General features: G+C 39.6%; 15 protein-coding genes, 1 pseudogene and 2 riboswitches. Of the genes and pseudogenes, 12 read left to right on the forward strand and 4 right to left on the reverse strand.

Annotated elements, in window-relative coordinates:
• The first annotated feature begins 18 nt into the window (after positions 1-18).
• The 4 genes and pseudogenes from JCM9140_RS11955 to JCM9140_RS11975 all read left to right on the forward strand — a co-directional run bounded on the left by JCM9140_RS11955 (position 19) and on the right by JCM9140_RS11975 (position 5,862).
• Positions 19-1,653, forward strand: coding sequence for an ATP-binding protein (locus JCM9140_RS11955; RefSeq protein ID WP_034746577.1), 1,635 nt, complete (start codon positions 19-21; stop codon positions 1,651-1,653).
• An 18-nt stretch (positions 1,654-1,671) separates the two neighbouring features.
• Positions 1,672-2,382, forward strand: coding sequence for a response regulator (locus tag JCM9140_RS11960; protein ID WP_034746580.1), 711 nt, complete (start codon positions 1,672-1,674; stop codon positions 2,380-2,382).
• Positions 2,383-2,674: 292 nt separating this feature from the next.
• Positions 2,675-3,993 (forward strand): annotated as a pseudogene (locus JCM9140_RS11970) (CitMHS family transporter).
• 159 nt (positions 3,994-4,152) lie between these two features.
• Entirely contained in the window at positions 4,153-5,862 is a 1,710-nt protein-coding gene (locus tag JCM9140_RS11975; RefSeq protein WP_034746586.1) for an ABC transporter ATP-binding protein, read from the forward strand.
• 102 nt (positions 5,863-5,964) lie between these two features.
• On the opposite strand, the gene JCM9140_RS11980 is transcribed toward JCM9140_RS11975, so the two are convergent.
• Positions 5,965-6,843: an SMP-30/gluconolactonase/LRE family protein gene (locus JCM9140_RS11980; protein ID WP_034746589.1), complete on the reverse strand. Its 879-nt coding sequence runs from the start codon at positions 6,841-6,843 to the stop codon at positions 5,965-5,967.
• A 154-nt stretch (positions 6,844-6,997) separates the two neighbouring features.
• Between JCM9140_RS11980 and mqnB the strand changes: the two genes are divergently transcribed.
• From mqnB to JCM9140_RS11990, 3 genes are read left to right on the forward strand one after another with little or no spacing between them, the layout of a single operon-like run.
• Positions 6,998-7,522 (forward strand): futalosine hydrolase, encoded by a 525-nt coding sequence (gene mqnB / locus JCM9140_RS11985; protein WP_369384417.1) that lies wholly within the window; start codon positions 6,998-7,000, stop codon positions 7,520-7,522.
• Complete coding sequence (locus tag JCM9140_RS25195) at positions 7,504-7,680, forward strand: nucleoside phosphorylase-I family protein (RefSeq protein ID WP_369384418.1); 177 nt, start codon at positions 7,504-7,506, stop codon at positions 7,678-7,680. The genes mqnB and JCM9140_RS25195 overlap by 19 nt, the downstream gene beginning before the upstream one ends.
• Positions 7,671-8,504 carry a 1,4-dihydroxy-6-naphtoate synthase gene (locus JCM9140_RS11990; protein ID WP_034746592.1) on the forward strand — a complete coding sequence of 278 codons (834 nt, stop codon included), beginning with the start codon at positions 7,671-7,673 and terminating at the stop codon, positions 8,502-8,504. The genes JCM9140_RS25195 and JCM9140_RS11990 overlap by 10 nt, the downstream gene beginning before the upstream one ends.
• Before the next feature lie 22 nt (positions 8,505-8,526).
• Here JCM9140_RS11990 and JCM9140_RS11995 read toward each other — a convergent pair whose 3' ends face one another.
• Together JCM9140_RS11995 and JCM9140_RS23750 are read right to left on the reverse strand one after the other, a co-directional pair.
• Positions 8,527-9,726, reverse strand: coding sequence for a DHH family phosphoesterase (locus JCM9140_RS11995; protein ID WP_034746595.1), 1,200 nt, complete (start codon positions 9,724-9,726; stop codon positions 8,527-8,529).
• An 85-nt stretch (positions 9,727-9,811) separates the two neighbouring features.
• A complete protein-coding gene (locus tag JCM9140_RS23750) occupies positions 9,812-9,988 on the reverse strand; it encodes a hypothetical protein (RefSeq protein ID WP_156314864.1) in 177 nt (58 codons plus the stop codon).
• Positions 9,989-10,210: 222 nt separating this feature from the next.
• Here JCM9140_RS23750 and JCM9140_RS12000 point away from each other — a divergent pair, with 222 nt between their 5' ends.
• From JCM9140_RS12000 to JCM9140_RS12020, 5 genes are all read left to right on the forward strand, one after another.
• Positions 10,211-11,170: an AAA family ATPase gene (locus JCM9140_RS12000; protein WP_034746599.1), complete on the forward strand. Its 960-nt coding sequence runs from the start codon at positions 10,211-10,213 to the stop codon at positions 11,168-11,170.
• The gene (locus JCM9140_RS12005) at positions 11,167-12,318 is read left to right on the forward strand and encodes a DUF58 domain-containing protein (protein ID WP_052002232.1); all 1,152 of its coding nucleotides are present in this window, start codon (positions 11,167-11,169) and stop codon (positions 12,316-12,318) included. The genes JCM9140_RS12000 and JCM9140_RS12005 overlap by 4 nt, the downstream gene beginning before the upstream one ends.
• Before the next feature lie 17 nt (positions 12,319-12,335).
• Positions 12,336-14,516, forward strand: coding sequence for a DUF4129 domain-containing transglutaminase family protein (locus tag JCM9140_RS12010; RefSeq protein ID WP_052002233.1), 2,181 nt, complete (start codon positions 12,336-12,338; stop codon positions 14,514-14,516).
• 41 nt (positions 14,517-14,557) lie between these two features.
• Positions 14,558-14,659, forward strand: a riboswitch (purine riboswitch).
• Between the two features lie 103 nt (positions 14,660-14,762).
• Positions 14,763-16,304 (forward strand): glutamine-hydrolyzing GMP synthase, encoded by a 1,542-nt coding sequence (guaA, locus tag JCM9140_RS12015; protein WP_034746602.1) that lies wholly within the window; start codon positions 14,763-14,765, stop codon positions 16,302-16,304.
• A gap of 92 nt (positions 16,305-16,396) precedes the next feature.
• Positions 16,397-16,498, forward strand: a riboswitch (purine riboswitch).
• Between the two features lie 112 nt (positions 16,499-16,610).
• Positions 16,611-17,912 (forward strand): NCS2 family permease, encoded by a 1,302-nt coding sequence (locus JCM9140_RS12020; RefSeq protein ID WP_034746605.1) that lies wholly within the window; start codon positions 16,611-16,613, stop codon positions 17,910-17,912.
• 45 nt (positions 17,913-17,957) lie between these two features.
• Here the strand turns inward: JCM9140_RS12020 and amt are convergent, their stop codons facing one another.
• Positions 17,958-20,258, reverse strand: coding sequence for an ammonium transporter (gene amt, locus JCM9140_RS12025; RefSeq protein WP_162232196.1), 2,301 nt, complete (start codon positions 20,256-20,258; stop codon positions 17,958-17,960).
• Positions 20,259-20,699 lie beyond the last annotated feature (441 nt).

The following is a 20,699-nucleotide window of genomic DNA, read 5'->3' on the forward strand; positions in this document are numbered from 1 at the left end:
GAGTAAGGAGAGTTAGCGATGATTTCATTTCAAAGTGGTGACAGTAAAAGGTATTTACAAAAGCCGAAAACGAAGCTTAACTTGAAATTGAAAATGACATTTTTGATGGCTTTGCTAATTATTGGAATGTTTTCGATTGTCGGAGTCTTTCTTCAGTATTTCCTTTCGGATACTGTGGAAACGCAACTAGGTGAAAGGGCGTTGAGTGTTGCTGAAAGTGTGGCCCAAATACCTGAGTTAAAGGATGCATTTCGTTTAGATGATCCTGCGGAAGTGATCCAACCCCTTATTCTTCCTATCAAGGAAGCATCTGGGGCGGAATTCATCGTTGTTGGAAATACTGATGAGATACGTTATGCCCATCCGAATCAAGAACAGATAGGAAAAAGGATGGTCGGAGAAGACAATGACCGTGCTCTTCTTTATGGTGAATCATACGTCTCAAAAGCTGTCGGTTCTTTAGGACAATCCATCCGAGGCAAAGTACCGGTACTTTCAGAGGATGGCGAAATCATTGGAGTAGTTTCAGTTGGGTTTTTAAATGAAGATGTTCAAAGTATTATAAGGAATTACAGTCAAGAACTGTGGTTTGTTCTTTTAATGATCGTTGGAGTAGGCATCATTGGTGCCGTATTGATAGCTAGATATATTAAAAAATTGCTATTTGGATTAGAGCCTGAAGAGATTTCGCACCTTCTCTTACAAAAAGAAACGATTTTGCAATCAACACACGAAGGAATTATTGCTGTCAACAAAGATGGTGCCATTACCATGCTAAATACGGCGGCAAAGCGCTTGTTATCGAGTGACGAAAATGAAACGTTTATTGGAAGGCCAATTTTGGAGGTTCTTCCCAATTCAAAACTGTATGAAGTCCTTGAACAAGGAAAGAGTCAGTACAACAAAGAATTGTTGATTGGAAATCATATTGTTCTTGTCAATCGTGTTCCTATTTTTTATGAAGGTACATTAATTGGAGCTGTGTCAACGTTTCGAAACAAAACAGAAATTGAGAAACTGACAAAAGAATTAACGAGGGTCAAGCAGTATGCCGATGCCTTGCGTGCACAAACGCATGAATTCTCTAACAAGATGTATACGATTCTGGGCCTCATTCAACTAGAGAGACACGAAGAAGCTGTTGATTTTATTCGTAGAGAAAGTAACATTCAACAAAAATGGATCCGCTTCTTAGTGGAAAAGGTACCAGATCCATTAATCAATGCGATTTTGTTAGGCAAGTTAAATCAAGCAAATGAGCAACGTGTTCAGCTTACAATTAATCCTGAAAGCAAAATGATGTGTCGCTTATCTGATCAGAAACGAGATGCGTTAGTAACGGTTCTTGGTAATCTTCTCAATAACGCAATCGAAGAAGTGAAGAGTCATCCTGAAACAGAGCGAGAAGTATCTCTTTTCTTCACTGATATTGGTGATGAAGTGTTATTTGAAATTGAAGATGCAGGTAAAGGAGTACCTAGAGAGCTTGAATTAGAAATTTTTAAAATGGGTTTCTCAACAAAAGAAGGCACACATCGTGGGGTCGGTTTGGCGTTAACAAAGCAAATCCTTGAGGAAATTGGGGGAGACATTTTCTTAGAAGAGAGTGAATTAGGCGGTGCTTGTTTTGTTGTAACCATTCCAAAAGAGTAGAAAAGGAGGATGAAAGAAATGGGGGAAGTTTTTCAAGTATTAATAGTAGAAGACGACTTTCGGGTTGCTGAAATTACGAGACAGTTTGTTGAGAAAGTCGATGGATTTAGAGTTATTGAAACAGTGAAAACAGGAGAAGAAGCACTTCAATCTTTGCATGACTCGAGGCGACTACCAGATCTTATCCTATTAGACGTATACATTCCTGATGTCCAAGGCTTAGAACTTTTTTGGAAGATTCGTCATGATTATCGAATGATTGACGTGATCATGATGACTGCGGCAAAAGAAGTTACAACGATTAAAGAAGCGCTAAGTGGTGGAATATTCGACTATATGGTAAAACCGGTAGACTTTTCACGTTTTAAACAAACGCTTGAACAATATTATGATCAGAGAATGATGACGCTAACTTCTAAGGAAACGATGGAACAGGAGGAAATTGACCTTCTAACAAGATTCTCCACTGAGCGTAGTCCTGCAGCTACAGTTGAATTACAACATGATTTGCCAAAAGGCATTGATCGTCTTACGTTAAATAAAATCAAAAATATTATGGGAAACCATCGTGAAGATGGGTTAACCGCTGTTCAGGTAGGAATCCAAATTGGAGCAAGCCGATCAACAGCAAGACGATATTTAGAGTACTTAGTCTCTGTTAAAGAATTACTAGCGGAGCAGAAATACGGAGACGTAGGACGGCCGGAGCGGCGTTACCTAGTAAAGTAACCTAGACAACCCTCTAGTGACCTCGTCACCTCCTGTTTGAAGATTCATAGCCCATTGGATACGAGGTTTTTAGGATAATGAAAAAATGAACAAAATGAACATAATTGATTTAATGATCATTATTTATATTATAATCAAAAACTTCATCTCTCTTTTCAAGCATGGTACATTTCTATTTATAGAAAAGTTTGAAAAGAGAGATATTTTAGTTTGCTTAGAATTAAAATGTATCCGCTTTCAAAAGGGCTATTTTTCAAGCAAACGTTTATTTAAAATGAAAGGGGAGATATAAATGCTGAGTATCATTGGTTTAGCTACGATTCTCACGATTGTCTTTTTATTATTAAGTGGAAGAATTACTCCGATTATCGGTCTTGTAATAGTCCCGATTATAGGAGCGTTATTAGCAGGATTTGGGTTTGCAGAAATTGGTGTGTTGTTTGGTGAAGGTATAGATCGAGTTATTAATGTTGTGATTATGTTCATCTTTGCGATTCTCTTCTTTGGAGTTATGCAAGATGCGGGATTGTTTGACCCTATTATTAATAAGATGATTGCCATTTCAAGAGGAGATGTTATTGCCGTTGCTGTTGGTACAGTGATTATTGGTGCGATCGCTCACCTTGATGGGTCTGGTGCATCGACATTTTTGATTACCATTCCTGCACTTCTACCGTTATATAAAAGGTTAAAAATGAATCCTTATTTGTTGCTTTTATTAGTCGGGTTGAGTGCAAGTATTATGAACATGGTTCCGTGGGGAGGTCCTCTTGGAAGAACGGCTGCCGTCCTTGGGGTTGATCCTACAGAGTTATGGAGACCACTTATTCCGGTACAAATTATCGCTCTTATTCTATTAGTTGCTTTGGCCGTGGTTTTAGGGATACGAGAAAAAAGAAAAATTGCAAAGCTGAATGAATCAGATCAGGCTAATCAAGAAGCGGCTGCCACTGTTGATATGGCTGAAAAAGATATGGGCAAGAGAGATGATTCACTTTTACGACCGAAGCTTTTATGGGCTAATTTATTGTTAACACTAGGTGTTATTACGATGTTAGTGTGGGGAATTATTCCTGCTGGTTTTGTTTTTATGATTAGTTTGAGCATTGCATTGATCATGAATTACCCTAAAGTAGATGAGCAGATGGAGCGCATCAAAGCACATGCACCTAATGCTCTGTTAATGGCTGCTATTATTCTAGCTGCTGGATCATTTCTAGGAATTTTGGACGGAACAGGAATGTTACAATCTCTGGCGACTGATCTTGTATTGTTTTTGCCAGCGTTTATTGTTCCTTACTTACATCTTGTTATAGGGTTCCTTGGTGTTCCTTTCGAGCTCGTTTTAAGTACGGATGCTTATTATTTTGCTCTTGTTCCTGTAGTCGAGCAAATCGTATCTGGTTACGGGGTGGAATCAACCTCTGCAGCTTATGCGATGGTCATTGGTAATATTATTGGGACGTTTATTAGCCGTTTTCACCTGCACTTTGGTTAGCATTGGGTCTTGCAGGGTTAGAAATGGGGAAACATATTCGCTACTCGTTTATGTGGGTGTGGGGCTTTAGTATTGTGCTCATTATAGCGGCTATGTTAATTGGAGTTATTTAAAGTAATTTAGTGGAAGGAGGTTGCTTAGGCAGCCTTCTTTTTTGTGTGGAGATGATCGCCGACATAGAGAGTATGATTCGAGGTTCAAAAACTTTAATTGAAAACAGGAAAGAACTGACATATAATGGGTTATCTTTATAGTGTGAAGGAGGTAATCGGTTGTTAGCCCGATTTTTTTCTTATTATAAACCTTATAAATTTTTATTTATATTAGACTTTTCTTGTGCTGTTTTAGTAGGTTTGTTAGAGCTGGCCTTTCCGCTCGCTGTCAATCAAGTCATTGACCGTCTATTACCGGAAGGGAACTGGACCGTTATTTTATGGGCTTGTATGGGCTTGTTAGCTATATATTTATTGAATACAGGATTGCACTATGTTGTGACGTATTGGGGGCATATGCTGGGGATTAACATTGAAACCGATATGCGCAGGAAGTTGTTTAAGCATATGCAGAAACTATCATTTGGCTATTATGATAACAACAAAACAGGGCATTCCATTTCAAGGTTGACGAAAGATTTAGAGGAGATTGGAGAAGTCGCTCACCACGGACCAGAGGATGTTTTCGTTGCGGTTATGACACTAGTAGGTTCGTTTGTCCTGATGCTGACAATCAACTGGAAGTTAGCGATTATATCGTTTATTGTTATCCCGCTTTTAACTTATCTAGCAATCTATTTTAATAAAAAAATGACAGGAACGTTTCGTAAGATGTTCAATGATGTTGCTGATATCAATGCAAGAGTGGAAGATAGCATTGGAGGCATTCGTGTTGTTCAAGCATTCGCCAATGAAAAACATGAGCAAAAACAGTTTGCGGTGAACAATGAACGTTATCGTACGACAAAATTGCAATCTTATAAGATTATGGCTCAAAATGTAACGGCAAACTATATGATGATGCGGATTATCACTTTATTTACTCTCCTTTTTGGGACGTTTTTTGTCATTCGAGGAGAGTTAACAAATGGGGAATTTGTAGCGTTTATTTTATTAGCAAATATTTTACTTGGTCCGATTCAAAAAATTAATGCTGTTATTGAAAGTTATCCAAAAGGGATAGCTGGATTTAAACGCTATTGTGAAATTTTGGATACCCATCCTGATATTACAGAATCATCTAATGCAAAACATGTAGAGTTATCCGGTGCCATCACGTACGACCATGTTTCGTTTGGATATGAAGGGCAGGAAAAGGTTTTAAACAATATTTCGTTATCGATTTGTGCGGGTGAAACGATCGCGTTTGTTGGTCCTTCTGGCGCTGGAAAAACTACGCTTTGTAGCTTGCTTCCTCGTTTCTATGAAGCAGATGAGGGGACCATAACAATCGATAGCGTTAATATACGAGATATGAAACTAGATTCGTTACGAAGTCAAATTGGGATCGTTCAACAAGATGTATTTCTTTTCTCTGGTACGATTCGAGAAAATATTATGTATGGAAAATTAGATGCAAGTGACGAGGAGATTTTGGATGCGGCTAAACGTGCACAACTTGAGGAGTTTATTCACACGCAGCCAGAGGGTCTAGACACCGTTATAGGGGAACGAGGGGTAAAGCTCTCCGGTGGGCAAAAGCAAAGGCTTGCGATTGCAAGAATGTTCTTGAAAAATCCGCCTATTCTTATTCTTGATGAAGCAACGTCTGCCCTTGATACAGAGACAGAAGTAGCGATTCAGCAGGCTTTAGCAGAACTATCTAAAGGGCGTACAACACTAGTGATTGCGCACAGGTTAGCAACGATTAAAAATGCAGACCGGATTATGGTTGTGACGAAAAAGGGAATTACCGAACAAGGAAAGCATGAAGAGTTAATTGAAGCAGGGGGCATTTACAGTAGATTGCATTATGCTCAGTTTGGATAAAAGAGACCTGTCTTTATATTGGTTAAAGAGGAACTCTTACATAAAAGTCGCAATGGTGTTGATACCATTGCGACTTTTCGTGGTAAACCTGGAAAGACTATTCTATGAATGAAACAAATATGGAGCAATCCCCTTAACGGGCAATTTACATTTAAAAAGACTGCCTGAAAGTGGGTATTCTTCAAGTTCGATCTCATTCATTCCAACTCTTGCCGTTGTAATATACAGTTCATCCAGATGCTTGCCGCCAAACGTACAAGACGTTACATTTTTCGCGGGAATTGGAATTTCGTCAAGCTGTTTCGCTGTCTGTGGATTCCAACGAGTGATTCGACTTCCGCCCCAATGGGCAATCCAAAGCATCCCTTCTTCATCAATCGTCATCCCATCAGGGTAGCCCATTTCTGGTGGGATTTTAATGACTTGATTCGTCGATGTAATATCGCCGGTTGTGGAATCGAAACGAAACACTTTTACTTCGCGTGTCGGTGTATCGATATAGTACATATATGTTTGATCAGGACTCCAAGCTAATCCGTTAGAGATGGTAACCGGGGATAGCATTTTTTTAATATTGCCCGTTGAATCAAGTCGGTACAAAGAACCTTGTTCTTTTTCTTCGTTAAGTGACATCGTACCTGCCCAAAAACGTCCTGCTGGATCACACTTTCCGTCATTAAAGCGATTGTTGGGGAGTGTATGCTCGGGATCGGCAAGTTTTGTTTTTTCTTCTGTAAGTAAGCTGTAATGGTATATACCATTTTTCATAGCGAGCAAAAGATTCCCTGATTCAGTGAGGACGCAGGCTCCAATATACTGGTCAAATACACGTGTAGTCATTTGATTGTCGTGGGGCTGATAAATATGTAATTGCTTCTCAAGAATATCCACCCAAAACAGCCGCTGATTTGCTTCATCCCAATGTGGCCCCTCACCTAAAGTCGCTTTCGCATCATATGCCACTTCTACCTTAAAAGACATTAAGACTCCTCCTTCACTTTCTTTATATTGATCTTATCATTTATTGATACGGTTATATATGTTTCCCCTTTGAGGCAGTCTGACTAGTAAAGAAAAAGAGAATTCGATACACTACATAGTAGGTGGAAAATGTTACAGATTGTGAGGAGAGATCATGAGCGAAACTATACAAGCTACACAGTCTAAAGAAGCAAAAGTGCTTATTGTCACTTCAGTTTCAGCAGAAAAAGAAGCTATTGAAAAAGGATTGAATGGAGCTTCTAGCTTTGATGTAGTCGTTTCAGGAGTAGGACAAGCTGCTGCGGCATCAGCAACCGCAACGGCACTTGCTACTAAAACGTATAAATATGTGATAAATGCGGGAATTGCTGGTGGTTTTGAAGGAAGGGCGGATCTTGGTGCAATCGTGCTTTCAAACAGGATTGTCGCGGCGGACTTAGGAGCAGAGTCTAAGGAAGGATTTCTTAGTATAGAAAGTTTGAAGCTAGGTGTATCCTCTATCGGTGCTGATCGTGATACTGTTCTTAACTTGGAAACAGCAGCTCAAAAGGTTGGATTATCTGTTAGCAAAGGGACTATTTTAACGTTATCAACTGTAACTGGAACAAGCGAGACCGCAGATGAGTTGCGAACAAGGATCCCTGATGCTATAGCTGAAGGATGGAGGGATTTGGTGTAGCAGAAGCGGCCAGACAGCACCAAGTACCAGTCATTGAAGTTCGTTCCATTTCGAATAAAGTTGGTCCGCGAGACCGTGATTCTTGGCGTATTAAAGAAGCGCTTGCAGCATTAGAAAGAATCAGTTCAATTTTTCCGGAGGTGTTTACATGGAAATAGCATTTTCTCCTTGTCCGAATGATACGTTTGTTTTTCATGCTTGGGTGCATGGGTTCGTCCCAGGAGCTCCGAAGCTTGATGTGACGTATGCAGATATTGATAAAACGAATAATTGGGCTGCAGATGGAAAGGGACCTCTTGTTCAAAAGATCTCTTATGCAGCACTTCCTTATGTATTATCTGATTATGCTTTAATCCCTTGTGGTGGAGCGCTTGGTAGAGGTTGTGGACCATTAGTTTTAACACAGCAAATAGAAGAAGGTCCGCAGGCGCTATCTGGGAAAAAGGTGGCTGTGCCGAGTGAACGTTCGACGGCTTATTTGTTGTTTCGGTTATGGGCAGCGCAAAATGTACCTGGAGGGGTTGGCGAAATTGTTGTAATGCCGTTTCATGAAATTATGCCAGCCGTTCAAGACGGGAAAATTGATGCTGGTTTGGTGATACATGAAGCTCGATTTACTTTTCAAAATTATGGACTTTCCCTGTTAACGGACTTAGGGGAATGGTGGGAGAAGGATACGGGTTTTCCGATTCCACTGGGAGCTATTATTGCTCATCGTTCTTTAGATAAGGAGGCCATTAGTAAATGGATTAGGGAGTCGGTTGACTATGCATGGTCAAATCCAGATGCTTCAAAGGCGTATATTATGGAACACGCCCAAGAGTTATCAAGTGATGTGGCAAAATCACATATTGAGCTTTATGTGAATCCATTTACGGCTAATCTTGGAGAAGAAGGGTTTGCCGCTGTTGAATCTCTTTTAGGGAGAGCGGCAAAGGAAGGACTCGTTCCACAATTTGACTTACGCATGCTAAGGGAATAGGGAATCCTTCCTTGCCTCCTATTTATTGTTCTGTTCCTTTTGACCGCTTTGCTGCTAGGACAGCTTGTGCCAAATATTGGACATACATCTCATCTCGAACGAGCCATGCGGCATATTGTCGCTTAATATGGCGTTCAGCTTCTTGGTAAGATGAAAAGTAACTTTCGGTTGATTGATTTTTTTCGAGAACCCACTTTTCGCTTTGTAGCAAATAAATGAAGAACCGGTTATCTTGGTGATCAACATACAAAGAGCCGGCTTCATTTGCTTTGTTGTTATGCTGGTTTCGAAAAGCATCCATTCGTAATGGTTCAATGGTAAATGGTTCGTCTATATATAATTTGTAAGCTTCTTCTGTTATTGTACAACCGGCTGCTTTCGCATGCCCGCCCCCGCCAAAATGATTGGCTACTTCGGAGACATCAATGTGATCATGAATCGTCCGAAAGCTTATTTTTTTACTTCCTAAATTTAGAATTGCAATATAATCAAGATGTGGACATTCTTTTCCTAATTCATTCCCTAATTCTGAATGATAGGATTCAGCATGGACAATTCCCGCGCAGTGCTCTCCGATAAATGTCTGAACAAGCTCACGTCGTTTTCGTCTAATGTAACGTTCAATTTTTGTTTCTTCCATATCAAGAATTTTTTCTTCGAATTCATCGAATGAAAATGATTCCTTTTCCTGAAGTCGTTTTACCATTCTCTCTTCAAATTCATCAATTGAAATCATAAAAAACAAATCGTTCAATCGTTTCGCTTTTAAGGCTTCGTTTTTCTCCCATTCCCATGTGTCCCATAGTCTAACTAACTCGACAAATTCATCAATGGGTTGCGTTCGTTCTAATTCATTATTTTGGAGCAAGTAGTCATACAAGAGAGAAGTGGCAGAGGCTAGGCGCCCGTCTTCGTATTTTACTGTAATAGTAGCCCAACTTGTTTCGTTAAGGTGAAGGGCTGTTTTATGGTGATCAAGTAAGGTCACGTTTCCACCTTTATCAACAAACTCGGTAAGCTTTTTCTCATTTTCACTATGTACGGATAGATCTGTAATGAGTAACACATCATCAAGCCTGTCTTTTTCTAAAAAGCGTTCAATTTGAAAGTCCAATCCTTGGACGGAATTATAGCGGACATCGACATTTGTTCCAAAAGCAAGCCGAGCTAAAATGCCACAGCCAACTCCATCTAAGTCATTATGAGAGTATAAACGATACATGGAAAATTCCCTCCTTTCTACGTAGTATGCCTCAGAAAGAAGGGAATATAGAGGAAAGATATGAAAAAGGAGAGTGTAACGATTATTAGAAACCTGCTAAATCTTCAGGCTCTTCCTCTTTTGGTTTCTGCTTGTGAAGAAAATGATTTACCATAGCACTCGCAATAAGGGCAACAATCAACCCAATTAACAGTCCGACATATTGGTACATTATAAAACCTAGAATGAGCCCGATTATTATAAGTGACAAACTAAGTCCCATATAATCCCTCCTTAGGTTTTTCTATCCTAACATATGTGAAAGATTTTTACATTTTTGTTGTTAGGTAATCTACAAGATAAAAATAGTTATAAGATCAGTCTATGCTAGAGACAAATCAGTTAGTACGTCTTATAAAATTGGTAATGCAATTGTAACGTTTTTTGTAGACTAAGATGTTATCATGGAAATACACTGGTTTTTTATTAGATTGGAGGCAGGTTCATGGTTGCAGCAGTTGAACGTATTGAGAAAGTAATAAATAATATCGAACGTGTCGTCGTAGGGAAGAGAAAAGAGGTGGAATTGAGTCTAGTTGCCTTATTTGCAGGGGGGCATGTTTTGCTTGAAGATGTACCTGGGGTAGGGAAAACCATGATGGTAAAAGCAATTGCTAGGTCTCTTGGTTCAGAGTTTAAACGGATTCAATTCACACCTGATCTTTTGCCTTCTGATGTAACGGGAGTTTCTATATACAATCAAAAAAATCAACAATTCGAATTTCGACCAGGACCCATAATGGCTAATATTGTGTTGGCGGATGAGATAAACCGAACGTCTCCTAAAACCCAATCGGCTTTGTTAGAGTCTTTGGAAGAGGGAAGTGTTACAGTTGATGGCCAAACACTGCAACTGGAAAAACCTTTTTATGTGATGGCGACACAAAATCCGATTGAATATGCGGGAACGTTTCCGTTACCAGAGGCTCAGCTTGATCGTTTTCTTATCAAGTTGAACTTAGGATATCCAACAGCGATGGAAGAACTAGAAGTATTAAATCGACTTCAGCATAAACATCCACTTGAAGAAATTAAGCCTATTATGACGACGGCTGAGGTCGTTGCGATCCAGAGAGAGATTATGAACGTGATTGTTAGTGAAGATGTGAAAATGTATATGATTCATTTGGTTCACGAAACCAGAAATCATCGTGCTGTCGAGCTAGGAGTCAGTCCGCGTGGGACAATTGCCTTAATGAGAGCATCACAAGCTTATGCATACATGCAAGGAAGAGACTATGTGTTGCCGGATGATGTAAAATATTTAGCTGTAAATGTATTGTCGCATCGATTAATTGTGACATCAGAAAGCAAAATGTCAAATAACAAAGCAGAAGATATTGTTTCGGACATTTTGGAGCATGTACAAATACCGATGAGTCAAAGAAGGCTGACACGCTCGTGAATAGGTACAAAGGAAAGATGCTTGCTATTTTGAAATATCTATTTCTCCTTTTCTTGGTACTTGTCGTTTTCTCCTATGCAATGTTCCAAGGTGGTTTCGTAAGTTGGTTTCTTTTTTATGGGGTTACCACGATTATCATCTCAACCGTACTCGTTGCGATGTACCCTTTTCGTATTGTTTCTGTTGAAAGAACTTTACAAAAAAATGTACTACAAGCAGGTGAATCCGTAGAGGTGACGGTCACCATCCATAAACGAGCTTTGCAGCCTTTCTTTTACGTTAAGATTCAAGATGTAGTACCGAAGGAAATCGGTACGCATGATGAGTCAGGCTCACTCTTTTTCTTCTCTTTTCAAAGTAAACTGGCTTTCTCCTATACAATTAGAGATGTAAAAAGAGGCAGTCATTCATTTGAGCATTTGACACTCGTTTTTGGCGATTTATTTGGAATCTTTGAAAGGAAGAAAACAATAGACTGTCAAACGGAGTTGGTTGTATTTCCTCCTTTTCAAAAGTTATCTGAGATTCCGCCTAATGGAAATCCAAAGCAACTTGATGGTCAAAAAATTCGTCGTTCATTTGAGGAAGATCGTTCTCTTGCGGGAGTTCGGCAATATGTACCTGGAGATCGTCTGACTTCAATTGATTGGAAACAATCGGCTAGATCTGCAAAGCTAATGACCAAAGAATTTGAGTCTTATCAAGGTGAAGGGATTTTGGTTGCGTTTGACTCAACAGTGGTAAGTCAAAACGACATATATTTTGAGAATTCTGTTGAGTTAGCGGCTTCACTCATGGTTACGTTTGCTGAGAAACAGCCTAGCCTCCAACTTGCTGTAAAGTTACATGATTGGATAGTTGTAGATGTCTCGCGGTTTGCTGTTTCAAAAGGGTTGACGGCATTAGCGAAAGTAAAGCCAAGTGACAAACTAACTCCAGTTGTGCATAAAGGCTATCAAGATTGGGTAGGCATGAATGTTTATTATGTATGTGTAGAACTGACAGAAAACCTTGTTTTGGTATGCAAAACGTTAGTAGAACAAAAGGTGAAGGTCACTCTATGTTTGGTTGCGATAACAGAAAAAGATCAACCTTTTATTTCTGAATTAGAGAAGGCTGGTATAACCATTTATGTTGAAAACAAGTAACAGAAAGGGAGGGAGTCATGTTGAATAAAAAGCAACTGGAGACAGGGAAAGACTTTTTGCTCTATGGTTTGAGCTTCATGCTCCTAATGGAATGGCTTTTACCGCTCCCGTACATTACAGATACTGGATATATCTTTGTCTTTGTCCTAATTACGGCTGTCTTCTTTTTCATTACTTTTTTACAATTACCCGTTATGGTTTCGATGTTGCTCAAGTCATTGCTCATTTGTTATGGCCTTTATCTAGTTTTCATAGAGGGTCCTTTTTTCTCGATGGAATGGGTGACAGTTTTACTCTCGGACTTATTCTTCAATGTTAGGTTAATGATAGCTGGTGAGTGGTACGCACTAACGGATATGTTTCGTAGTTTTTTGTTTTATGTATTGCTAGCTATTATGAGCTATCTACTATTCTATTGGACTGTTCATGCTAGGAGAGTTCTTTTTTTTCTAGTATTTACGGTTGCTTATATAACGGTTATAGATACGTTTACAATTTATGATGCTTCATTTGCGATTATCCGAATATTTATCATTGGTTTCTTGTTGTTAGGTTTGGTGACGATGTATCGGATGATTGAGCAACAGCCTATCTTTAAAGCACCTAAAATGTTGCCGGTTCGTTTGGCGACGTTGCTTGTCCTTTTGATTGGTGCGGGTGGTTTATTAGGTCTTCTTTCACCTAAGTTAGATCCACAATGGGAAGATCCTGTGCCTTTTGTTCGAGCGGCTGTTGGCATGGGGGAAAATGGAGCTGGAGAAGGTGTACAACGAATCGGTTATGGGGATCATGATGAACAGCTTGGTGGAGGGTTTATTGATGATGATACGCCGGTTTTTTATGCCACTTCGTCGAGAGAACATTACTGGCGTGGTGAAACAAAGGATTATTACACGGGCAAAGGTTGGGAAACGACAACACCCGTTGAGCGTAAAGAATTTTTGTATGCGGATCGAGCCAATGTGGCTGCGGACTATGAACAGTTGGAAGCTGTTATCGAACTAGCAGAACAGTCAAATGGGTTCAATCATTTGTTTTACCCAGGGGAGCTCGTTCTCGACCATCGAATTCAAGATTTTGAACTGTTTCAAGATGCTTATACAGGGAAAGCGAGTACGTATCAAGGAGCAAGGTCTATACGATTAGCCGAATACTATATCGAATATTTTTACCCTGTTTATCAAATAGATGGACTTAGGGCTATAAATAACGAAGATCCCGAGCCTATTCGAGATTATTATACGCAACTTCCCGATGAATTACCTGAACGTGTCAGAGATCTAGCGATAGAGATTACGGAAGAAGAAGATAATCGCTATGACAAGGCGAAAGCCATTGAACTGTATTTTGGTCGAGCAGACTTTCAGTATGAGACTCAAGACGTTCCTATACCAGGTGAAGGGGAAGACTATGTTGATCAATTTTTATTTGAGACAATGAGAGGCTATTGCGATAATTTTTCTACTGCGATGATTGTAATGCTTCGTTCGATTGATATTCCAGCTAGATGGGCGAAGGGATTTACCCAAGGGGAGCTAGTAGAGTCAGTTAGTGATACGCATAATTTGTATAAAGTCACAAATGGAAATGCTCACTCGTGGGTCGAGGTTTATTTTCCGGACGTTGGTTGGGTTGCGTTTGAACCAACACAAGGTTTTGACAACGCTTATGAATTCAATGAGCCAGAAGTGGAAGTTGATGAAACAGAAGAAGAAACAAGAATAGAAGAAGAGGAAGACACAGAAGAACAGGAAGTAGAAGATGTTTTTGCCGATTTAGAAGGAGATGATGAGGAAACTTCCGCAAGCTCGGGTGCTTTTCAAAATTGGACGATTCCTGGTGGTCCTTGGGTTCTAATGGTGTTGGTTGTTGCTGTTTTTGTTTTCGTTCTTTCAAAAAACAAGCGTCTAGTACAGTATTACTTGTTAAGAAAGTATGGAAGAAGACAAGATGAAGAGGCGTTCTTACAAGCGTATGATCGTTTGTTATGGTTGTTAAACTATTTTGGCTGGAAAAGAGAAAATGGTGAAACACTTAGAGAATATGCCATTCGACTTGATCAGGAGTTTGAAACGGTTGAAATGATGAGCTTGACGATGGAATACGAACGTATTATGTATGGTGGTCAATCACTAGAGACAAGTTGGCTAAATCAAAAGTCTAATTGGCTCTCCTTTGTTCGTAAAATCGAATCTTGACCGTCTCAGAACTCATTGATAAAATGAATCAGTGTTTAAAAAGTGTATAAAGAAAGAACCTTCGTATATCCTTAGGAATATGGCCTAAGAGTTTCTACCGGATTACCGTAAAAAATCTGACTATGAAGGCAGAAGAACTAACTAGAATTCTGCCTTCATTGTTCACGTTTTCTTGGACAAGCAGGTGAGTTCTAGTTTTTTTATTTGGTAGATGTACGAATGAAATCATAAAAAGGGTGGGAAAGCATGACTGAATTAAACCAAGAAATGATTGTTGTACTTGATTTTGGTGGACAATACAATCAACTTATTGCAAGACGTATTCGTGATTTAGGTGTGTACAGTGAATTGCATTCGAATAAGTTAACGGCGGAAGAAATTAAAGCAATGAACCCAAAAGGAATTATTTTCTCTGGTGGTCCTAACAGTGCTTATGTGGAAGGTGCTCCTAAATGTGATCCGGCCATTTATGACTTAGGTGTGCCGATTTTAGGGATTTGTTACGGAATGCAGTTAATGACGCAGCACTTCGGAGGAAAAGTCGATGCTGCTGACCACCGTGAATACGGAAAAGCTGTGATCAAAGTTGAAAACCAATCAAAGATTTTTAAAGGATTACCAATTGAACAATCTACTTGGATGAGTCATGGTGATTTAATTACTGCTCCTCCAGAAGGGTTTGTTGTTGATGCATTCAATCCTTCTACTCCTGTAGCAGCTATGAGTAACGAAGAGCGTAATTTATACGGTGTGCAATTCCACCCTGAGGTACGTCATTCTGAATTTGGTAATGACATGCTGAAAAATTTTGCCTTTGAAGTATGTGGTTGCGAAGGCGATTGGTCAATGGAAAATTTCGTTGAAGTTGAAATTGAAAAAATTCGTGAACAAGTTGGCGATAAGCAAGTTCTTTGTGCGTTAAGTGGTGGGGTTGACTCATCTGTTGTAGCTGTCTTAATTCATAAAGCAATTGGTGATCAACTGACGTGTATGTTTATTGATCATGGTCTCCTTCGTAAAGGAGAAGCGGAGAGCGTAATGGAGACATTTAGCGAAGGCTTCAACATGAAGGTGATTAAAATTGATGCGCAAGACCGTTTCCTAGGAAAATTAAAAGGTGTTACGGACCCTGAACAAAAACGCAAAATTATCGGAAATGAATTTATTTACGTCTTTGATGAGGAAGCAGCTAAATTAACAGATATGGATTTCCTTGCACAAGGGACTTTATATACAGATATCATTGAGAGTGGTACAGATACTGCGCAAACAATTAAGTCGCATCACAATGTAGGTGGTCTTCCAGAAGATATGCGTTTTGAATTAATTGAGCCACTTAATACATTGTTTAAAGATGAGGTTCGTAAACTTGGTTCAGAGTTAGGGATTTCGGATGAGATCGTTTGGCGTCAACCTTTCCCTGGCCCTGGTCTTGGAATTCGTGTCCTTGGAGAAATTACAGACGAGAAATTAGAGATTGTTCGTGAATCGGATGCGATTTTACGTGAGGAGATAAAAAAAGCAGGTCTTGAACGCGAAATTTGGCAATATTTCACTGCTCTGCCGGGCATGCGTAGTGTTGGTGTCATGGGTGATGCGAGAACGTATGATTATACAGTTGGAATTCGAGCAGTTACTTCCATTGACGGAATGACTTCTGATTGGGCACGTATCCCGTGGGATGTTCTTGAAATCATCTCAACCAGAATAGTGAATGAAGTTAAGCACGTGAACCGTGTTGTGTATGATATCACTTCCAAACCACCAGCGACGATCGAGTGGGAATAATTAGGTAAAACCGAATTATTTTTAATAAATAAGATAAAAACGTTCGTATTTTTATTGACAAGGCAAAGTGTGATTGGTACAATTCTCTGGTGAAGAGTTGTTCTAATTCTTTTCGTATAATTGCAGGGATATGGCCTGCGAGTCTCTACCAAGCTCCCGTAAATAGCTTGACTACGAAAAATCACTTGCAGCCTTGTTACATAAAGGTATACATGATTTTTTGTGAGTTAAGCTTCCATACGAGATGTATTGGAAGCTTTTTTTAGTTTATATTACGAGTAAGTCGAAAAAATGGAGGAATACAGAATGGATCGTTATTTTGGTTTTAAAGAACATGGTACGACATACAGAAAAGAAACAATTGCTGGGTTAACAACGTTCTTATCGATGGCTTATATTTTATTCGTTAATCCAATGATCTTAGCGGATGCTGGAATGGATGTTGGAGCTGTGTTTACAGCTACGGCTTTAGCTGCGGCTATTGGAACGTTAATTATGGGTGTGCTTGCGAAGTACCCGATTGCTTTAGCTCCAGGTATGGGACTTAATGCATTCTTTGCTTATTCCGTTGTTTTAGGGATGGGAATTGATTGGCAAGTTGCGTTGTTTGGTGTATTTCTCTCAGGTATCATTTTTATTCTTATTACGGTATTGAGAATTCGTGAAGTGATCATTAATGCCATTCCAGCTGAATTAAAGTATGCTGCTGGTGCTGGTATCGGGTTGTTTATTGCTTTTATTGGGTTAAAAGGGGCGGGGATTGTCGTTCCTTATGAAGCAACAGGGGTTACGCTTGGTAACTTGCATGCGCCACCGACCATTTTAGCTATATTTGGGGTTGTTGTTACAGTTATATTCATGGTTAAAGGCGTTAAAGGTGGAATCTTTTACGGGATGATCTTAACGGCAATCGCTGGGGTTATTACGGGAGTTATTGCGCCTCCAAATTCAATTGTTGGGGCTGTCCCAAGTTTGGCGCCTACTTTCGGTCAAGCATTTGCTCTTGATTGGTCTACTGTCTTTACGTGGCAATTGCTTGTTGTTGTATTAACGTTCTTGTTCGTAGACTTCTTTGATACAGCAGGTACACTTTATGCGGTTGCAAACCAAGCTGGATTTGTTAAAGATAATAAATTACCTCGTGCTGGAAAAGCGCTACTAGCGGATTCTAGTGCTACGTCGATCGGTGCCATCCTTGGTACGTCAACAACGACGGCGTACATTGAATCAGCTTCAGGTGTTGCGGCTGGAGGTCGTACAGGTTTCACATCTGTTGTAACGGCAGGTTTGTTCTTAGTAGCTCTATTTTTCTCTCCGTTATTAGCAGTTGTAACAGAGCAAGTAACGGCAGCGGCTTTAATCATTGTCGGTGTTCTAATGGCTTCTTCGCTAGGCTTAATTGATTGGAGAAAGTTTGAGATTGCGGTCCCTGCGTTCGTTACGGTTGTTGCGATGCCACTGACATATAGTATCGCGACTGGTATTGCGATGGGCTTTATTTTATACCCGATTACTATGGTGGCTAAAGGCAAAGCGAAAGAAATGCACCCGCTTATGTACGTGTTATTCTTTGTTTTCCTAGCTTACTTTATTTTCTTGTCAGAATAAAACAGCTTAAACAACAGCACCCCTTAGGTTGCTGTTGTTTTTTTGTTACAAAACAAGTGAAGGTTTTGTTTTGAATTGTTTAACGCTCTCTCTTAATTCTTTACTTTGGTTTCTCATATCAACGGAACTTTTTTGAATGCTTTGGGACAAAGCGTTTGTTTCGGCTGCGATTGAGTGTATTTCATCAATTGTGCTTACTAACTCATTGAGTTCTTCTTGTTGACGTAAACGGTTTTCTCCCATTTGAGAAGTTTCTTTGCTAATACGATCTAGTTTACTAATGAATGTGTTCGATTCTTTATTGACACTATCGATACTATCGTCAATGATCCTGAAACTTTCTGGCATTGTTTCTAATTGGTCTTGTAAAAAACCAAACTTCGTCATAAATTCATTTAAATGTTCCTGTCCGCTATTAATAATGTCGGCATTGTCTTGTAGGATCTGAGATATTTTATGTGTAGATTCTTTTGATTGATCGGCTAAGTGTCGAATTTCCTCTGCGACAACAGAAAACCCTTTTCCGTGAGCGCCAGCACGTGCTGCTTCGATGCGAGCGTTTAATGAGAGTAAGTTGATCTTCTCGGTAATCGAACCAATAGTTGAAATGATATCCTTGATCTCTATAGAAAATGTTGAGATTTGGTCCATTTGAGAATACATATTGCTCATTGACTTGCTCGTTTCTTTTGTTGAAGAAGTAACTCTGTTTAGTAAAGTAGACATTTGTTTGATTTCTCTTTGAATGAGATCAAATTTGTTGCCTAACTGTTCCATATTACTGAACGATTCTTGGATGGTGGCAAGAACTTGTTCATCTGTTTCGCTATCTTTTATCGATCGTTCCTGGCTCGCTTTAAAGATTTCTTGGGATCTTTGGATGAAATCTTGTTGTTTATTCGAACTAGTTGCCAATTGTTCGCTGAGAGAGATCATGTTGTTAGAAGTGCTATAGACAAAATTTGATTCTTCTTTTACTTCTTCTATTAGCGTGTTTAATTTGGTTAGTAACGTATTAAAAGCCAGGTGCAATTCAGCGGTGTCTTCTCCTGGTTCAACTGGGAGGACTGTAGTGAGATCACCTTTTGCTGCAGCGATTTCCCTCATTGCTTGAATCGACTCTACCATGGCGATGTGTTCTCCGTGTTCAGAAACGTTTAATCCTGCTCGTTCATCTTCTTCGCTTACACGTAATGGTGTAATTTTGTTGATTGTCCAATAGAGAACATAGCCTAATCCAAAAGCCCAAACGAAGGCAACGGCAACACCGAGGCTTTGGATGAGGATTTGAGATAGACGACTGCCGGCTACTAATAATTCTGCTTGTCCGAATAGACCAATTGCGATCGTTCCCCAAGCGCCAGATACTCCGTGGACCGACACAGCACCTATGGCATCGTCCACTTTTAGCTTTCTTTCGATGATCAAGTGTGCAAAAACGACGATCGCTCCTCCGACTGCTCCTACCATTAAAGAATTAAGAGGAGTCATAACATCTACTCCGGCTGTTATCGCAACAAGTCCCCCTAATATTCCGTTTAAAATACTTTCAACTTTAGGTTGCTTATGTACGAGCCATGAACGGACTAGAGCGAAAGTCCCACCGGCGACAGCTGCTAATTGTGTGTTAAGGGCGATTAAGGCAATGTCTGTATCGGCAAATGTAGTTGAACCAGCATTAAAGCCGAACCAGCCAAACCATAGCAAAAACAATCCGAGTGTTGCTAATACAGCATTACTGCCAGTGAATGTGTTGACGTCTCCGTTAGATGAATATTTTCCGAGTCGGGGACCGATGACGATGGCGGCAGCAAGTGCAACCCAAGCGCCAATAGAGTGTACAACAGTCGACCCGGCAAAATCCATGAAACCTAAAGCTTCAAGCCAGCCTGATTGTTCTTCAATCCAAAGACTTCCCCAAGCCCAATGTCCAAAAATAGGATAGATGATTAAAACGATTAGCACTGTTCCGATTATGTATCCGGAAAATTTCATTCGTTCAGCGACGGCTCCAGAAACTATGGTTGCAGCTGTACCGGCGAAAACAATTTGAAAGAGGAGGAAAGCCCAGTTCCATGGATCCTCATCTAAACCGTTAAAGAAGAAAGAGTCAAATCCGATATAACCTCCGATGCTTGAACCGAACATTAAAGGGAAACCAATTAAACTGAAAATAAGGGTTGCGATTAATATGTCAACAATGTTCTTCATGGCCACATTAATAGAGTTTTTGGACCGTGTCATTCCCGCTTCTAAAGCCGTAAAACCCGCTTGCATAATGAATACGAGAATTGTGGCTAAGAAAATCCATACGAAATTCATGTTTATTTGTAGTGCTTCCATCATACTCAACTCCCATTCTTTCTTTAGTTGATTGATTTTAGCACCTATTGTTGGATAAGTCTGTTTCATTGTCTGAAAATTCGACATACTTTTTTGGGGTTGGGGTGAGTGAATCTCTAAAGTGAGGGACTCGTCCTGAAGTATTGTTTTAAATAACAGAAAAAAGTTGTTGACTATTATGTTTTCCCGTGGTAAATTTATTTTCGTTGTCGAAAAAGAAAAGAAATTGTTTATTACTTGCCAATTTAAATTCTTTAAAAAAGTTGTTGACTTTGTTGTTGGTGTTTGTTATGATATTAAAGTCGCTAACAACGACAAACGAGTTCTTTGAAAACTGAACAAAAGCCAAGCGAAATAGAGATACATGATATCTCGTCAATGGTTTTCGTGATTTTAGAAAAAATCACAACGTATCGTTAGCGATACATTTTGAGCTAATCAAAA

Origin of the sequence: Halalkalibacter wakoensis JCM 9140, from assembly GCF_000513095.1 — a bacterium.
GTDB lineage: Bacteria > Bacillota > Bacilli > Bacillales > Bacillaceae_D > Halalkalibacter > Halalkalibacter wakoensis.

What these genes read in the sequence shown, in the direction of transcription:
- JCM9140_RS11955 (WP_034746577.1), top strand. Translation starts at nt 19, where the DNA reads ATGATTTCATTTCAAAGTGGTGACAGTAAAAGGTATTTACAAAAGCCG.
- JCM9140_RS11960 (WP_034746580.1), top strand. Translation starts at nt 1,672, where the DNA reads ATGGGGGAAGTTTTTCAAGTATTAATAGTAGAAGACGACTTTCGGGTT.
- JCM9140_RS11980 (WP_034746589.1), bottom strand. Translation starts at nt 6,843, where the DNA reads ATGTCTTTTAAGGTAGAAGTGGCATATGATGCGAAAGCGACTTTAGGT.
- mqnB (WP_369384417.1), top strand. Translation starts at nt 6,998, where the DNA reads ATGAGCGAAACTATACAAGCTACACAGTCTAAAGAAGCAAAAGTGCTT.
- JCM9140_RS25195 (WP_369384418.1), top strand. Translation starts at nt 7,504, where the DNA reads ATGGAGGGATTTGGTGTAGCAGAAGCGGCCAGACAGCACCAAGTACCA.
- JCM9140_RS11990 (WP_034746592.1), top strand. Translation starts at nt 7,671, where the DNA reads ATGGAAATAGCATTTTCTCCTTGTCCGAATGATACGTTTGTTTTTCAT.
- JCM9140_RS11995 (WP_034746595.1), bottom strand. Translation starts at nt 9,726, where the DNA reads ATGTATCGTTTATACTCTCATAATGACTTAGATGGAGTTGGCTGTGGC.
- JCM9140_RS23750 (WP_156314864.1), bottom strand. Translation starts at nt 9,988, where the DNA reads ATGGGACTTAGTTTGTCACTTATAATAATCGGGCTCATTCTAGGTTTT.
- JCM9140_RS12000 (WP_034746599.1), top strand. Translation starts at nt 10,211, where the DNA reads ATGGTTGCAGCAGTTGAACGTATTGAGAAAGTAATAAATAATATCGAA.
- JCM9140_RS12010 (WP_052002233.1), top strand. Translation starts at nt 12,336, where the DNA reads ATGTTGAATAAAAAGCAACTGGAGACAGGGAAAGACTTTTTGCTCTAT.
- guaA (WP_034746602.1), top strand. Translation starts at nt 14,763, where the DNA reads ATGACTGAATTAAACCAAGAAATGATTGTTGTACTTGATTTTGGTGGA.
- JCM9140_RS12020 (WP_034746605.1), top strand. Translation starts at nt 16,611, where the DNA reads ATGGATCGTTATTTTGGTTTTAAAGAACATGGTACGACATACAGAAAA.
- amt (WP_162232196.1), bottom strand. Translation starts at nt 20,258, where the DNA reads ATGATGGAAGCACTACAAATAAACATGAATTTCGTATGGATTTTCTTA.